Below are 15,848 nucleotides of genomic sequence, written 5' to 3'. Positions count from 1 at the left end.
CGAACAACCGTTCTATGTCAACGTTGACACCCCATGTTAGCGCAGCGCACTCGCAGATGCTTCTCATTTGCTTTGCCGAAGTCTTTGCCATGCGAGCCGCATGAGAAAAACAAAAGGACCCGGTGGTGCCGAGTCCCAAGTACCGAAACTAGTTTGCGATATTCAACTCAGGTTGCAGAAGGTTAGTCTGCGTCCGCAATGTAGCGCCACGACTTCATGAAGTAGTCGATGCCAGACCATGCCGTCAGGACGACCGCGATTATCAGCAGCACGTTCGAGATCCCCAGAAGGACGGTGTACAGGGGCCCCGCGGGAAGCGCGCGCACAAGCAGCAGGCCGGAGATCGAGACCATCGTGGTCGCGGTCTTCCACTTGCCGAGGTTGCTCGCCGCGATGACGGTGCCCTCGGAGGCCACGACCATGCGCAGGCCGGACACCAGGAACTCCCTCGCGACGATGATGAGGAGCACCCACGCGGAAACCGCGCCCTGCTCCAGCAGGAAGCACAGCGACACGATGACGACGAGCTTGTCGGCGATCGGGTCGAGGAACTTACCGAACGTGGTCACCTCGTTGCGACTACGCGCAAGATAGCCGTCGAGCTTGTCCGTGAGGGACAGCACCATGTAAAAAAGCGCGACGAACAGCGCCGCACCAGAGAACGCCTTGCCGTCGCCGGAGCCGCAGACCTCGGCCGCAACCAGCCAAATCGGCACGAATACGACTCGAATGGACGTGACGATGTTCGCCGGGGTCCAAATACTGCTCTTTTTTCCTGCCATCAGGCTACTCTCCATCCACAATCTCGCCGACCAACTCATAGCAGAACGAATCCACGAGGTCGACCGTCACGACGTCGCCAACCGTCGCCTCCCCGGACTCGATGTGAACCGCACCGTCACAGTCGGGCGCCTGGAACCAGGTGTGACCGATGAGCTCCACCCCGTCGTCCGAATCGTCAACGCCGTCGATGATGACCTTAACCCTCTCGCCCACGTGCTTTGCCGTGGCACTGAATCCAAGCTCCTCCGCAACGTCGAGCAGCCGCTGCGCTCGGTCCATCTTGACGTCCTCGGGAACCTGGCCCTCCATGTTGGCTGCCTTCGTACCGTCCTCCTTCGAGTACGGGAAGACGCTCATGTAGTCGAACTCCTGCTCCTTGAAGAAGTCGAGAAGGGCCTCGAACTCCTCTTCCGTCTCCCCCGGGAAGCCGACGAGCCCCGTGGTCCGGAGCACCATGCCGGGAATCTCGGCGCGAAGGCGCGCGAAGAGCTGGCGCAGCTGCCCCTCGGAGCCGGAGCGCCCCATGCTCTTGAGCACGCGCTCGCAGCAGTGCTGTATGGGGATGTCGATGTACGGCAGAACCTCAGGCACGTCGCGGATGACGCTCACGAGGTCGTCCGTCATGCCCTCGGGCTGCAGGTACAGCACGCGGACCCAGCCGTCGTACGGCCTCACGACCTCCGCGACCCTGCGCAGCAGGTAGGCGAGGTTGCGCCCGTCGCCCAGGTCCGTGCCCCAGATGCCGGTGTCCTGGCCTATGAGGACCACCTCTCGGACGCCGCCCTCCATGAGCGAGGACACCTCGTCCAGGATCTCCTGCTCTTCTCGCGACTTGTAACGACCCCTGATGTAGGGGATCGCGCAGAACGCGCAGAATCGGTCGCAGCCCTCGCTGATCTTCACGAACGCGCTCGTGCCCTCGATGGTGCGGTGCGTGCCGGTGAGGTCCGCACGCCCTTCTCGCCCGTCGTTGCCGAGCACGGAGTCGACGACGGACACGATGCCGTCCTCCTCGTCGGCCTTCACGAAAGCCGCGACCTCGGGCAGCTGGTCGTCAAGGTCGTCGCCGTAGCGCGACGGCACGCAACCGCACATGACGATGGGCTTCTTGCGGACGCCTGCGCTGACCTCGTCCGCGAGGTCCAGCGTGGTGTCGATGGACTCGGACGTGGCGGACGCCAGGAACGAGCACGTGTTGATGAGGACGACGTCCGCGGAGTCGACGTTTTCCGCGACGCCGTAGCCCGCGTCTATCAGAAGCGAGCGCATGCGGTCCGTGTCGACCTCGTTCTTTGCACAGCCGAGCGTGACGAAGAGGCAGCGCTGCGGGCTAGCGGTAGTTGGTGAACTGGAGAGGCTGTCCATAGTCCCTTTCCTTTAGAGCGGCGATGACCTGTTGCAGGGTGTCGCGCGATGCGGAGCTCACACGGAGCTTGTCGCCCTCGACCGTCGCCTTGCACTTGAGCTTGAGGTCGCGGATGTCCTTCGAGATTCTCTTGGCGGTGTCCTTGTCGATACCCTGCACGAGCTGTGCGCGGCGCCTGACGGCCGCGCCCGTAGCTGGCTCGAGCTCGCCCCACCTGAGGGCGCCCAGCTCTATGCCGCGCTTCACCAGCTTGCCGTTCAGCACGTCCACGACCTGCCCCGCCACGAACTCCGATGGCGCCGTGACGGTGAACGTCTCGTCCTTGCGCGAGAACTCGATCGTGGCGTTGCTCTGCTTGAGGTCGTAGCGCTGCGTGAGCTCGCGCGCCGCCTGCTGGTACGCGTTGTCCACCTCTTGCATGTCAATGCTCGACACCACGTCGAAGCTTGATTCCTTGGCCATGCCTCATCTCCCTTCTTACGCGGTCGCGGGGCGCGGCCTCGCGTCCCGCCCGCTTCGCGAATCGAAAACCTATCCGTTGTCCGTCGTCTGGCCCGTCTGGTTCGTCGAGGTGCCGGTCGTCTGGGTCGACGTGGCTCCGGTCTGCTGCGTCGACGTCGTCGCAGCGTCCGTCGACGTGCCGCTCGTCGAGTCCGTGGACTGGCCGTCCGTGGACGTCGCGTCCGTCGTACCCGTTGCCGAATCGGTCGCCTGGCCGTTCGTGGACGTCGCGTCGTCCGAGCTGGAGGCGTCGTCCGTCTTGGTCACCTTCGTGCCCTGGATCGTGATCGAGCCGACGCCCGCAGTCTTCGAGTCGAACTTCTGCTTCTTGCCGTTCTTCTTGACGGAGACGGCCGTCGGGTTGCTCACCTGTATGGTGATGGAGTCCGTGACCGTGTACGTCTTCTTCCACGGGCCGGTCACTTGTTCCGCAACGTCGCTCTTGCCGTCCACCTCGATCTCGACCCACGAGACCTCGCCGTCGGCCACGGACACCGTGACCTTCGTCTCGGTGTTGGCCTCCTTCTCGGCCTTCGCCTTCTTCTCGGCGGCAGCGGCCGCCGCGGCCTCCTCCGCCTCCTTCTTCTCGGTCGACGTCTTGGACGAGCTCTTCTTGGTGCTTGAGGAGGAGCTCGACGTCGACACGGACACGGTCTTCTCGCTCGTGGCGCCCTGGTTCCTGACGCACGAGCTCACGGACGAGATGATGACCACCGTGATGATGAGGGCCGCTATGACGAGCGCGAACGCCGCGGCGCGGCGACCATCCGAGAAGAACGCCTCAACGACGCCCAGGACGCCGCCGTGACGCGGGGCCCGGCGCCGGCCGTCGCGCTGCTGGCGCGAGCCGCGTCCGCCCTGCGGCGGACGGCGCCGCACGTTGGGGCGCTGCATGTTCGCGATGTTGCGAGACGACTGGCGGCCGGAGCGCGTGGACGCGGCCTCGTACGGACGCGCGTCGTCGTAGCGGAGGTCGTCCACGTACTGGCCGGAAACGTCCTGCGTCATGACGCTGTCCCGCGCGGCGCGTTCCGCCCTGCCCTCGCGACCGGTGTAGCGCGCCGCGTTGCCGTACTCGTCGGGCTGGCGGCGGTACCTACCCTGCTGCTGGGTGCGACGCCTTCCGCTGCGCACGGGAACGTCCCGTCCCGTGTATCGCCTGTCCTCGTCGTAGACGCGGCCGTACGCTCCCTGCGGCGCGCCGGTGGCATAGCCCCGGTCGCGGCTGTAGCCGGCGTCCTGCCGGTAGCCTTGGCCGTACCCCTGCTGGTAGCTCTGTCCGTAGGCATCGTCGCCCGTCGCGCGCTGCATGCTCTGCCGGTAGTTCACGAGCGGGCTCGGGCGCGAGTTCTTGGGGCGGGGGCTCGACACCGCGGAGAACGTGGTGAGGTCGCCCGCGAAACCGCCGGACGTGGGCAGCAGGCCTGGCGTGCCACGGTAGCTCGCCCTTCGGCTCGCGGGGTCTCCCGGCAGCTCGTACACGGGCTCGTCGCGACCCGCGGCCCTCGTCCTTCTCGCCCTGCCGCCCGCGGTCTGCCGCTCCCACTCGCGCAGGTCGTTCGCGAACTGGTTGATGACCTCGCGGCTGTTCATGCCGAGGTAGCGAGCGTAGGAGGACAGCATTCCCTGTGCGTAGCCGCTCTTGGGCATCGCCTCGAAGTCGCCCTCCTCGAAGGCGATGAGCACCTCCTCCTTGAGGCGCAGCACGCTCGAGGCCTGCTTGACCGAAAGGCCCAGCTGGCGCCTCCTGTTGACGAGCATCTCGCTAAAGCGTGGACGTGGCATGCGCTACACCTCCCTGTACTTTGCCTCGGCGGCCCTGAGCTCCTCAAGTCCGTCCTTGTCCAGCAGCACCTCGCGCGGCTTCGAGCCCTCCGGCGGTCCGACGACCCCCTTCGCCTCGAGCATGTCCATGATCCTGCCTGCCCTAGCGTAGCCCACCTTGAGGCGCCGCTGCAGCCCGGAGGTGGAACCCAGCTGAGAGTCCACAACAATCTGCGCGGCCTCCCACACCAGCGGGTCGTCGTCCTCCGCGACGTCAGCGCCGCCGCCCGCGCTCGGCTGGCCGGGCACCACCTGCGAGAGGATCTCGTTGTGGTAGTCCGGTTCCGCCTGGTCGCGGATGAAGCTCACGACGGACTCTATCTCGTCGTCCGACGTGTAGCAGCCCAGCACCCTTCGCGGCGCGAGCCCGCGGTCCTTGAACAGCATGTCGCCGTTGCCCAGCAGGCGCTCGGCTCCCGTCTCGTCCAGGATGACGCGCGAGTCGATGCCGGAGGACACCTTCAGCGCCACGCGGCTGTCGATGTTCGACTTAATGAGGCCGGTCACGACGTTCGCGGACGGGCGCTGCGTCGCGATGACCAGGTGTATGCCCGCGGCGCGCGCGAGCTGCGCGATGCGCACGATGGACGCCTCGACGTCCTTTCCGGCCGTCATCATGAGGTCGGACAGCTCGTCGATCACCACGACGATGTACGGCATGGGCTCCGGCGGGTTATCCATCTCGGATAGCTTGCCCGTCGTGCACATCTGGTTGTACACCTTGATGTTCCTGGCGCCCGCGCGCTCGAACACCTTCAGGCGGCGCTCCATCTCGCTCACGGCCCACTGCAGCGCACTCGCAGCCTGGCGGGGGTCCGTGACGACGGGCACGTACAGGTGCGGCAGCCCGTTGTAGCAGCTGAACTCAACGCGCTTGGGGTCGATCATGATGAGCCTGACCTGCTTGGGGGTGGAGCGCATCAGAAGCGACATCACCATGGAGTTGATCATGACGGACTTGCCCGAGCCCGTGGTGCCGGCCACCAGCATGTGCGGCATCTTCGCGATGTCAGCCACGACGGGCTTCCCAGCGGAGTCGCGTCCGATGGCCACCTCGAGCGGGCCGCCTGTGGCGTACGGCAGCACGTCTCCCAGGTGCACGTTGGCGCGCCGGCTGTTCGGGATCTCGATGCCCACGTACGACGTGCCGCGAATGGGCGCGAAGATGCGCACCTTCTCGGCAGCGAGCGTGAGGGCGATGTCGTCCTCCAGGTTCTTGATCTTGCTGACGCGCTCGCCCTCGCCCATCTCGATGCGGAACGTCGTGACGAGCGGCCCCGAGACGTAGTCCACGACGCGGCTCGAAAGCCCGAACTCGTGCAGCGTCCCCTGCAGGCGCTCCTTCGTCTCGTCCAGTTCCTCCTTGCTCGAGGCGGAGTTCGCGCTGTTGGGGTTGGAGCTCAGCATCGAGAACGGCGGCAGCTCGTAGTCCTCGACGCCGTCGCCGGGCCGCTTCACGCCCTTTGGCGCCGCGGCGACGGCGCCCTTGGGCGAGAAGGACTCGCCCTCGGGCACGATGGGCATGGCCGTCTGCACGGACGCGGCCTTCGCCCCGGCGGCCTTGCCCGGCCGGGACGCCCGGCCCTTCTCGCCCGGCGCCTTGCGCGCGCTGTCAGATGTGCCCTTGCGGCCTATGCCCGAGCCCTTCGCGTCTCGCAGGAAGTCCGGCACGGCCGGCTGTGCGGCGGGCCTTTCGCCGGGCACCACCGGCAGCGGCGCCGTCACGGCAGGCGCCACGGCAGCTTCCGCGCCGTCCGTTTTGACGGAGCCCGCGGGAACGGCCTCGTCCTCGTCGATGGGCGGGTGCTTCTTGCGCCTGCGCTCCAGGATCTTGGTCTTCGCGCTCGAGAGCACGGTCGTCTTCTGCTCGGGCTCGTCCTCCGCAGGCTTCATGTCGGCCTCCGCGGTGGCCTGGTTGCGCCTGAACACCGTGGTGCGGCGCTCCGCGATGGGCGCCATGCCCGCGTCGTGCTGGTCGGCAAACGGGTCCTGCGCCATGTCGAGCGTCTCGTCATACGCATCGTACGCGGCGCCTCGGCCCGCCATGCGCTGCTGGCGCGCCGCCTCGTGGCGCGCCTCGAACGCCTGGTAGCGCTCGCGCAGCCTTTCGACGGCGCCGGATAGCGAGAACCCGCACACTATCGCGCCGGCGGCTATCACGCCCACCAGCACCACGTTGCCAACCGTCATGCCCACGGACTCAAGCAGGCACCACGCGATGCCGCCGCCCACGTACCCTCCGCGCGACGCCGCGACCTGCGCCACGAGCACGGCGTCGGGGTTCGTCTCCGCACCGGGCACGTTGATGCTCAGTATTCCCAGGATCGCCGCCACCACGAGCGCAAGCCCCACTGCGACGCGCGTTCCCGCAGAGCCCTCGCGCTCCACGAAGAACGTTGACGAGTACACGATGAGCGCCACGGGGCACAGGAACGCCCCCATGCCGAAGCACAGGGTCAAAAACTCGCCCAGGGCACGCGTGACGGGCGCGCTCGTGGGGGTCACGAGCGAGAGGAACATGACGACGGACACGACGATAAGCGCCACCCCGAGGATGTCGTTCGCCGCAGTGCCCCGCGCCGGTACCAGAGACTCTCGCTGGGCCCTGCCGCGGCCGGCCGAGCCCGAGCCCTTTGCCCTTCTCTTCTGTTGTGCGTTTGAGCTGCGTTTAGAGGGCATCTAAACCTCCATCACGACCGGGATGACCATGGGTCGCGTGTGGGTCTTGCTCCAGAGGAAGTTTGAGAGGCTGTTGCGGGCGTTCTTCCTGAGCATGTCGATGCTCGTGCCCTCCTTGCCGGCCGTGACCGAGACGTGCTCGCGCACGACGTCCTGCGCCTCGGTTATGAGCTGGTCGTCGCCGCTGAACGACACGCCCCTGCAAGCGATCTCCACGTCGCCGACCTTCTTGCTGCGCGGCGCGAACGTGACGACGCACGTAACGATGCCGTCGCTCGCGAGTTTCTGGCGGTCGCGGAACACGATGGGATCCGCGTCCGTGATGGAGAGGCCGTCCACGTACACGACGCCGGACTCAACCGGCTCTCCCCATGTGACCTTGCCGTTGCGCATCTCGAGCGTGTCGCCGTTGTCCGCGATGAAGATGTGGTCCGGCTTGATGCCCATCTTCAGGCCGAGCTTCGCGTGCGCGCGCAGGTGGACGGCCTCGCCGTGCACCGGCATGAAGTTGTGCGGCTTCGTCATCGCGAGCATGAGCTTCAGCTCCTCCTGGCTCGCGTGGCCGGACACGTGCACCAGGGTGTTCGACCTGTCGTACACGGTGCAGCCGATCTTCGAGAGCGAGTTGATGATGGACTGGACGCTCTTCTCGTTTCCGGGGACGGGCGTCGCGCTGATGATGACGGTGTCGTCGGACGTGATGGTGAACGACTTGTGCTCGCCCGCGGCCATGCGGCCGAGGGCGCTCAGGGGCTCTCCCTGGCTGCCGGTGCACAGCACCACGATCTTGTCGTCCGGGATGTCCTTCACGTCGTACGCGTCGATTATGTCCTCCTGGGAGATCTTCAGGTATCCCAGCTCGCGCGCGATCTTCGTGTTGTTAACCATGGAGCGGCCGGTCACGACCACCTTGCGGCCCACGGCCGTCGCGGCGTCGCACACCTGCTGCAGCCTGTGGATGTGGCTCGAGAACGACGCCACGAACACCCTGCCCGTCGCGTTCTTTATGATGTGGCGCAGCTGCGGCCCCACAGCGGCCTCCGACTGGGTGAAGCCCGGCCTCGTCGCGTTGGTGGAGTCGGACATCAGAAGGTCGATGCCCAGCGTTCCGTACCTGCAGATTGCCTGGTAGTTGGGCGTCACGCCGTCGATGGGCGTCTGGTCCAGCTTGAAGTCGCCCGTGTGGAGCACCGATCCCGCCGGCGTCCTCATGTACACGCCGAGCGCAGCCGGTATGGAGTGCGTCATGCTGAAGAAGTCGATGCTGAAGACGCCCAGATTGATGTGGGTGCCGTTCTTGACCTCGCGGAACTTGGGCGAGTTCAGCTTGAACTCCTGCAGCTTCGCCTCGATCATGCCCAGCGTGAGCTTGGACGAGTAGATGGGCACCTTGCGCCCCAGGTCCATCAGCAGGTACGGCAGCGCGCCCGTGTGGTCCTCGTGGCCGTGCGTGATGATGATGCCGCGAAGCTTCTCCTCGTTTTCCAGCACGTAGGAGTAGTCGGGCAGCACCAGGTCGATGCCGGGCTGCTCGTCGTCGGGAAACATCAGGCCCGCGTCCACGAGCACCATGTCGTTGCCGTACTCGAACGCGGTCATGTTCTTGCCAATGCCGTCGAGGCCTCCCAGCGGGATGATCCTCAGCGGCGTCTGCTTTTTCGCCATTGTCAGATTTGTCCTTTCGACAGGTTTGTATCTCAAATATCTTTTCGGCAGCATTGTGCTGTCGGACATTTCGTAAAGAACTATTGTAGTGTGCCCGCCCACATCTTTAGTGATGCAGGTGTGGATTCGAAAACACAAGCTCTCGTCATTGCGCGCAAACGCCCATGCGCGTCACATATGTCAATTGAGTCTAGGAAGAGAGATTCCTGACGCTTTCGGCGATTGATTCTTTCCGTTAACCGAGACTCCACGAGTTCCATCTCGTTTAGGTCATCATGAAATAGAAGTAGTCTGTTTCGTTGAGAAGGGGTGGTATGTATGACTCCCGATGTTGCATTCGCCACTCTCGCATCGATTCTTCAAATAGTTTCTGAAATTGTCAAGCCCGTAGCCTTGGTTCTGCTGTGCGTGGCCCTCGTCATCTACATTCGCAAGAACCGTTAGTTTATCCTAAATGCATCCATCCTTCGTACGTACCAATTTCTCCGTACGAGAAGAGCGGGGAGCCCCGGTTGGGACTCCCCGCTCGCTTCATGCGTAGTGCCTCTCGTCGGGCCTAGCCCTCGTGGTGGCGCCTAGGCTGGCGCTGCTCGCCATTTCCGCCCTTGTCGCCCACGTGGCGGCGACGACGGTGGTCGCCCTCGCGCTTCTCGCCCTTGCGCTCGGCGCCTGCGGGAGCCTCGGGCTTGTCAAGACGGTCGAGACTGATCTTGCCCTTCTCGTCCACCTCGATGACCTTGACCCTGACCTCGTCGCCCACGTTGAGCACGTCCTCGACCTTGTCGACGCGGCCCTTAGCGACGCGGCTGATGTGCAGCAGGCCGTCCTTGCCGGGCAGCAGCTCCACGAACGCGCCGAACGGCTGGATGTTCACGACGCGGCCGGTGTACTCCTCGCCCACCTCGGGAACCTTCACGATGGCCTTGATGCGCTCCGCGGCCTCCTCGCCGGCACCGTTGGTGCCCGCGATGAAGACGGAGCCGTCCTCCTGGATGTCGATCGTGGCGCCCGTGTCGTCCTGGATGCCGCGGATGACCTTGCCGCCGGAGCCGATGACGTCGCGGATCTTGTCCGTCGGGATGTTGAGGCTGATGATCTGCGGCGCGGTCTCCTTGGTGTGGGCGCGCGGCGCGGGAATCTGCTCCAGCATCGCGTCGAGGATGAACATGCGGCCCTCGTGCGCCTGCTGCAGCGCCTGCTTCAGGATCTCGGGCGTGAGGCCGGTGGCCTTGTTGTCCATCTGCATGGCCGTGATGCCCTTGGTGGTGCCGGTGACCTTGAAGTCCATGTCGCCGAGGAAGTCCTCGAGGCCCTGGATGTCGGTCAGGACGACGGTCTTGCCCTCCTCCTGGATGAGGCCCATGGCGACGCCGGAGACCGGGCGCTTGATGGGCACGCCCGCGTCCATGAGGGCGAGCGTGGAACCGCAGGTCGACGCCATCGACGAGGAGCCGTTGGACTCCATGACCTCGGACACGACGCGGATGGTGTACGGGAACTCCTCCTCGGAGGGGATCACGGGGAGAAGCGCACGCTCGGCCAGGTTGCCGTGACCGATCTCGCGGCGCTTCGGGCTTCCCATGCGGCCGGTCTCGCCGGTGCAGAACGGCGGGAAGTTGTAGTGGTGGATGTAGCGCTTGCCGTCCACCGGCTCGATGGTGTCGAGGCGCTGCCACTCGTTGAGCATGCCGAGGGTCGCGACGGAGAGCACCTGGGTCTGGCCGCGCTGGAACAGGCCGGAGCCGTGCACCAGCGGCAGGTAGTTCGGCTTCACCATGAGCGGACGGACCTCGGTCGCAGTGCGGCCGTCGACGCGCTCGCCGGTCTCGACGACCATCTTGCGCATGGCGTGTTTCTCGAGGCTCTTGAGCTCGACGGGAATCGCACGGTCCCACTCAAGCTGCTCGTCCTCGGTAAACTCGGCCCTGATGGCCTCCTTCAGGTCCTCGACCTTGCCCATGCGGGACTGCTTGTCCGCATCCTTCAGGGCCGCGGACATCTCGTCGAAGTGCGCGAACACGCGCTCGTGCACCTCGGGGACGGGCTCGTCCAGCTCGTACTCGCGCACGGGGAACGGTCCGTTGACCTCGACGCACTTCTGGAAGAACTTCTTCTCCTCCTCGCAGAACGCCGCGATGGCCTCCTGGCCAAACGCCATGGCCGCGAGCATGTCCTCCTCGGAGATCTCCTTCGCGCCCGCCTCGAGCATCGAGATGAACGTGGCGGAGCCGCCGAGCTCGAGGTCGAGGTCGGAGTTGTCGCGCTCCTCGTACGTCGGGTTCACGATGAACTCGCCGGTCTCGACGTCGCGACCGATGCGCACGCCCGCGAGCGGGCCCTCGAACGGCACGCCGCCCACGGTCAGCGCCGCGGAGGCGCCCATGATGCAGATGGTGTCGACGGAGTTCACCTGGTCCGCGACGAGCGGCATCGCGACGATCTGGACCTCGTTCCTGAACCCGTCGGGGAAGGACGGGCGGATGGGACGGTCGATCATGCGAGCCGTGAGGGTGGCCTTCTCGCTCGGACGCGCCTCGCGCTTCAGATATCCGCCGGGGATGCGGCCCACGGCGTACATCTTCTCGATGTAGTCGACGGTCAGGGGGAAGAAGTCGTAGTTCTTGCGCTCCTTCGAGACGACGACCGTCACGTTGACGGTGGAGTCGCCGCAGGAAACCAGGCACTCGCCCGTCGCCTGCTTTGCGAGCTCGCCCGTCTCCAGCTTGTAGTGCTTTCCGTAGAGGTCGAACTCGTGCGTAACCTTTGCCATTACTTTTCCTCTTATCTCCGCCTGCCCCTTTGCAGGCGGGCCGACAAACAAAGAGAGCGCCATGCCGGCGCCCTCCTCTTAACACCTTGTTACTGGATGTTGTCGCGAATGCCGAGGCTCTTGATGAGGCGACGGTACTCCTCGATGTCCTGCTTCTTGATGTAGGACAGGAGGCGACGACGCTGGCCAACGAGCATCAGCAGGCCACGACGGGTGTGGTGGTCGTGCTTGTGGAACTTGACGTGCTCGGTCAGGCCCTTGATGCGCTCGGTCAGAAGCGCGACCTGCACCTGCGCGGAACCGGAGTCGTGCTCGTCCTTGCCGTACTGCTTGATGAGCTCGGCCTTGCGCTCCTTGCTTACTGCCATGGTAAAACCCCTTTCACATAGATACGCCCCGAACTGGGTTGGCCGTCTGGCATTGGGCGGGCCACCAAGTAGGGGGTACGGACTGGTTGATAGTATCACGTGAGGGGACGCCGTAGCCGCGACGCCCGCGTCTTTTCTCGCCCCGGGCGCAATCACCGCATTTGGAACACAACTGCGACACAACTCGGACGGCGGGCTCGGCCCTAAAGGCTCAGCATGAACTCGAACGCGCGCAGGCGCGCGTCCAGGTGCGTGGCCGCCCACACGTGCGCGAGCGAGACGAGCTCCGTCGTCACGTCGACGCCAAGCTCCATCCGCAGGATGTCGTCGAACGTGGACTTCACGAGCGCCTGCAGGCGGTCGCGGCCCAAAGGCCCCATGGGCACGGCGCCGGCCACGTCCTTGGCGCAGCTCGCGCACAGCATTCCTCCGGCGCGGGGCGAGAAGAACGCGACGTCCTCGTCGCCACAGAGCGTGCAACGCCGCAGCTCCGGCCTCCAGCCGCCGTGCGCCGTTACCTTGAACGTGTACGCGGCGACGACGAGGTCGAGGCGCTCCTGGTCCGAAGCCTGCTCGCACGCCGTGAGCGCGCGCGAGCATATCGCGAACAGGTACGGGTCCGGCATGTCCTCGAAGCACGTGAGACGCGCCACCTCGCACACGCACGACGCCGCGCTCACGCGCGCCATGTCGCCGCGAAGCCCCGCGTGCGGGTTTACCGTCGCGGCCTCCGTGATGATGCCGAGGCTGCGCCCGCTTGCGATGAGGAAGTCCGTCTCGCTGAAGAGCTCCACGCGCGCGGCGAGGCGCCCTCCCGGCTTCAGGCCGCCCTTCGCGATCACGTCCGCGCGCTGGCCGTCCTGCGTAAGCAGCGTCAGGATCAGGTCCTGCTCCTTCAGGCGGGTCCTCCTGTCGATCACGATCGCCCTGGTGCGGACGCTCCTCCTTCCGGCCACGGGACGCTACTCCTCGTAGTCGTAGCCCAGGCGGCGGATCTCGTTCTGGTCGCGGCGCCACTGCGGCTGCACGCGCACCTGAAGGTCCAGGAACACCTTCGTGTCGAACAGCCGCTCCACGTCACGGCGCGCCTGGGTGCCGATGCGCTTGATCATCTGGCCGCCCTTGCCGATCACGATGCCCTTCTGGCCCTCGCGCTCGACGATGATGGTCGCGCGTATCGAGGCGAGCCCGTCCTTGCGCCAGTCGATGTCGTCGCAGATGACGCCCACGGAGTGCGGGACCTCCTGCCGCAGGTTGTTCAGCACCTTCTCGCGCACGAACTCCGCCACGAGCTCCTCGTCCGTCGCGTCGCAGTCCATGTCCTCCGGGAACCACCGCGGGCCCTCGGGCAGGTGCTCGCCCACCAGGCTCACGAACGAGTCGACGTTGAAGCCCTCCTTCGCGGATATGACCATGGCGTCGTCGAACCTCGCGAGCGCGGACGCCGCGTCGAGCTGCGACCTCACCTGTTCGGGCTTCGCGAGGTCCGCCTTCGTGATCACGAGCAGCTTGAACGGCGCCCTCGAGGCCGCCACGTGCTTCGCGACCCACTCGTCGCCCCTGCCGACGGGCTTCGTCGCGTCGACGAGAAACGCCACCACGTCCACGTCGCCCAGCTCGCCGAGCGCCACCTTGTTCAGCTCCTTGCCCAGGGCGTCCTTCGGCTTGTGCAGGCCCGGCGTGTCCACGATCACGAGCTGCGAGCCCGGCGTGTTCACGACGGCCCGCATGCGCCTGCGCGTCGTCTGCGCGACGGGGCTCGTGATGGCGAGCTTGCCGCCCACCGCGGCGTTCAAAAGCGTCGACTTGCCGACCGAGGGCCGTCCCACCAGCGCGACGAAGCCGCTCCTGAACGGCGCCTCGCCCTTCTCGCCCATCTGGCCCTTCTCGTCCTTTTCCATGGAGCGCACCCCCTGGGTGATTGCGTCCTCTACGTTCTTGGCCGCGCCGTGCACGGCCAAGGCACCGGCTCCGGGTGCCGGTCTTTCCCCGTGCGGCGCCTAGCCGGCCAACAGCCTCACGAGCGCGTTCGCGTACACGATGACGCCCACGACGGCCGCGGTCAGGCTCAGCACCCACGACGCCGCGGCCGCGATGTCCTTCGCCTGGCCCGCAAGCGGGTGGAACTCCGGCGACACCAGGTCGACCACGGTCTCGATCGCGGTGTTAAGGAGCTCGGCCGCGATGACCATGCCGCAGCACACGAGCACGATGGCCCAGCTCACGGCGTCAATCCGCAGGATGATTCCCATCGCCACGGCAAACGCTCCGCCCGCGAGCATGACCTTGATGTTGCGCTCCTGCCGAAGCGCTGTTCGAAAGCCCTGCAGCGCGAAGAGGAAGCTCCGCCTGAACGAGGGATGGCTCGGCGAGCGGCCGGGTATCATCTCTACTCACCGCCCCGGTGGCGCGTGAGGGTCACGTGGTCGATGGCGCGGTCCGTCCTGATCTGACGCAGCAGCTCGTCCTCGCGGGCCTCCATGACCTCGGCCTCGTCGTCCTCCAGGTGGTCGTAGCCCAGGAGGTGCAGCATGCCGTGCACCAAGAGCAGCCGGAACTCGTCCGCAGGCGTCGTGCCAAAGCCCTTGGCCTGGCGCTCGATGTAGGCGGGCGCGAGCACGATGTCGCCAAGCTCGCACGGCTCGCCGGGCGCGAGGTCCGCGTCGTCCGGGCGCTCGCACTCCAGCGACAGCACGTCCGTCACGCGGTCCTGGTCGCGCCACTCGGCGTTGAGCTCGCGCATGCGCGCGTCCCCCACGACGGAGACGGAGACCATGCACGGCCTCCCTACGCCCTCGCTCCTGAGCACGAAGTCGCAGTCCTCGCGGATCTCGTCCGTGCCAACCGGGCACACGACGCCCTCCTCGAGCACGATGTCGTAGCTATTCCCCATGTCGGGTGGTCTCCCTTCCCGCGGCGGTCCCCGCGGCGTACGCGCCCTGCGCCCTGTCGTACGCGTCCACGATCTTCGCCACGAGCGAGTGCCGCACGATGTCGTTTCTGCCAAGGTCCACGAAGCTCACGTCGTCCACGTCCCCAAGCACGGCGCGGGCGGACTCCAGCCCGTTCCTGCCGGGCAGGTCGCGCTGGGTGAGGTCGCCCGTCACGACGAACTTCGACCCGAAGCCCAGCCTCGTGAGGAACATCTTCATCTGGTCCGGCGTCGTGTTCTGGGCCTCGTCCAGGATCACGAACGCGTCGTTCATGGTGCGCCCGCGCATGAACGCGAGCGGGGCGATCTCGATGACGCCCTGCTCGATGAGGGCGTTGCCCTTCTCCATGTCCGTCATGTCGAACAGCGCGTCGTACAGCGGCCGCACGTACGGGTCCAGCTTCTCCTGCAGCGTTCCGGGCAGGTAGCCCAGGGACTCCCCCGCCTCGACCACGGGCCGCGCGAGCACGATGCGCCCCACCTCACGGCGCTTGAGCGCGCTCACGGCCATGGCCATGGCGAGGTAGGTCTTGCCGGTGCCTGCGGGGCCTATGCCAAACGTGATGGTGTTGTCGCGGATGGAGTCTATGTAGCGCTTCTGCCCGGCGGTCTTCGGGCGTATGGCGCGCCCGCGGTACGTGAGCAGGATGTCGTCCGAAAGGTCCGACGAGTCGCTCGCCCCGTGGCTCACCTGGCCTATCAGCAGGTCGACGTCTTCGGTCGTCGGGACGTCGCCCTTCTCCACGCACCTTATGAGGCGAGAAAAGACGGAGACCACCTGGTCCACCACGTCCGTGGGCCCGATCACGCTCACCTGGTTGCCGCGCACGGTGACCATGGCGTCGAATGCCCCCTCTATCCTGCGAAGGAGCGAGTCCGCCGGCCCCATGAGCAGCGTTGGGTCGACGGAGTCCGGTATGGTGAGCCTGACGTGGGTGGGTTCCATGTTCCTCCTGACGG

At 66.0% G+C, this 15,848-nt stretch carries 13 protein-coding genes; all 13 read right to left on the bottom strand.

Features of this window, described 5'->3' with window-relative positions; genetic code table 11:
* Positions 1 to 182: 182 nt before the first annotated feature.
* The 13 genes from pgsA to HF885_RS03405 all read right to left on the bottom strand — a co-directional run bounded on the left by pgsA (position 183) and on the right by HF885_RS03405 (position 15,834).
* Positions 183 to 782, bottom strand: coding sequence for a CDP-diacylglycerol--glycerol-3-phosphate 3-phosphatidyltransferase (gene pgsA, locus HF885_RS03465; RefSeq protein ID WP_170103546.1), 600 nt, complete (start codon positions 780 to 782; stop codon positions 183 to 185).
* A 4-nt stretch (positions 783 to 786) separates the two neighbouring features.
* Complete coding sequence (rimO, locus tag HF885_RS03460; protein WP_170103545.1) at positions 787 to 2,148, bottom strand: 30S ribosomal protein S12 methylthiotransferase RimO; 1,362 nt, start codon at positions 2,146 to 2,148, stop codon at positions 787 to 789.
* Positions 2,114 to 2,611 carry a YajQ family cyclic di-GMP-binding protein gene (locus HF885_RS03455; RefSeq protein WP_170103544.1) on the bottom strand — a complete coding sequence of 166 codons (498 nt, stop codon included), beginning with the start codon at positions 2,609 to 2,611 and terminating at the stop codon, positions 2,114 to 2,116. The genes rimO and HF885_RS03455 overlap by 35 nt, the downstream gene beginning before the upstream one ends.
* Before the next feature lie 69 nt (positions 2,612 to 2,680).
* Complete coding sequence (locus HF885_RS03450) at positions 2,681 to 4,435, bottom strand: helix-turn-helix domain-containing protein (RefSeq protein ID WP_170103543.1); 1,755 nt, start codon at positions 4,433 to 4,435, stop codon at positions 2,681 to 2,683.
* 3 nt (positions 4,436 to 4,438) lie between these two features.
* Complete coding sequence (locus HF885_RS03445) at positions 4,439 to 7,153, bottom strand: FtsK/SpoIIIE family DNA translocase (protein WP_170103542.1); 2,715 nt, start codon at positions 7,151 to 7,153, stop codon at positions 4,439 to 4,441.
* On the bottom strand, positions 7,154 to 8,818 hold the full coding sequence (locus HF885_RS03440; RefSeq protein ID WP_170103541.1) for a ribonuclease J: 1,665 nt from the start codon (positions 8,816 to 8,818) through the stop codon (positions 7,154 to 7,156).
* A 556-nt stretch (positions 8,819 to 9,374) separates the two neighbouring features.
* The gene (locus HF885_RS03435) at positions 9,375 to 11,588 is read right to left on the bottom strand and encodes a polyribonucleotide nucleotidyltransferase (protein WP_170103540.1); all 2,214 of its coding nucleotides are present in this window, start codon (positions 11,586 to 11,588) and stop codon (positions 9,375 to 9,377) included.
* Positions 11,589 to 11,677: 89 nt separating this feature from the next.
* Positions 11,678 to 11,956 (bottom strand): 30S ribosomal protein S15, encoded by a 279-nt coding sequence (rpsO, locus tag HF885_RS03430; protein WP_090845618.1) that lies wholly within the window; start codon positions 11,954 to 11,956, stop codon positions 11,678 to 11,680.
* A gap of 203 nt (positions 11,957 to 12,159) precedes the next feature.
* Positions 12,160 to 12,912 carry a DNA repair protein RecO gene (gene recO, locus HF885_RS03425; RefSeq protein WP_170103539.1) on the bottom strand — a complete coding sequence of 251 codons (753 nt, stop codon included), beginning with the start codon at positions 12,910 to 12,912 and terminating at the stop codon, positions 12,160 to 12,162.
* A 6-nt stretch (positions 12,913 to 12,918) separates the two neighbouring features.
* On the bottom strand, positions 12,919 to 13,857 hold the full coding sequence (gene era / locus HF885_RS03420; protein ID WP_235927272.1) for a GTPase Era: 939 nt from the start codon (positions 13,855 to 13,857) through the stop codon (positions 12,919 to 12,921).
* Between the two features lie 99 nt (positions 13,858 to 13,956).
* On the bottom strand, positions 13,957 to 14,343 hold the full coding sequence (locus tag HF885_RS03415) for a diacylglycerol kinase family protein (RefSeq protein ID WP_170103538.1): 387 nt from the start codon (positions 14,341 to 14,343) through the stop codon (positions 13,957 to 13,959).
* Between the two features lie 2 nt (positions 14,344 to 14,345).
* Positions 14,346 to 14,849, bottom strand: a complete 504-nt coding sequence (ybeY, locus tag HF885_RS03410; RefSeq protein WP_170103537.1) for an rRNA maturation RNase YbeY — start codon at positions 14,847 to 14,849, stop codon at positions 14,346 to 14,348.
* Complete coding sequence (locus tag HF885_RS03405) at positions 14,839 to 15,834, bottom strand: PhoH family protein (protein ID WP_170103536.1); 996 nt, start codon at positions 15,832 to 15,834, stop codon at positions 14,839 to 14,841. Before HF885_RS03405 ends, ybeY begins: the two co-directional genes overlap by 11 nt.
* Positions 15,835 to 15,848: the final 14 nt, after the last annotated feature.

This window comes from Parafannyhessea umbonata (assembly GCF_012844235.1).
Classification (GTDB): domain Bacteria; phylum Actinomycetota; class Coriobacteriia; order Coriobacteriales; family Atopobiaceae; genus Parafannyhessea.
The sequence above is the reverse complement of the archived record's forward strand: the minus strand, read 5'-3'. Positions and strand labels throughout refer to the sequence as shown.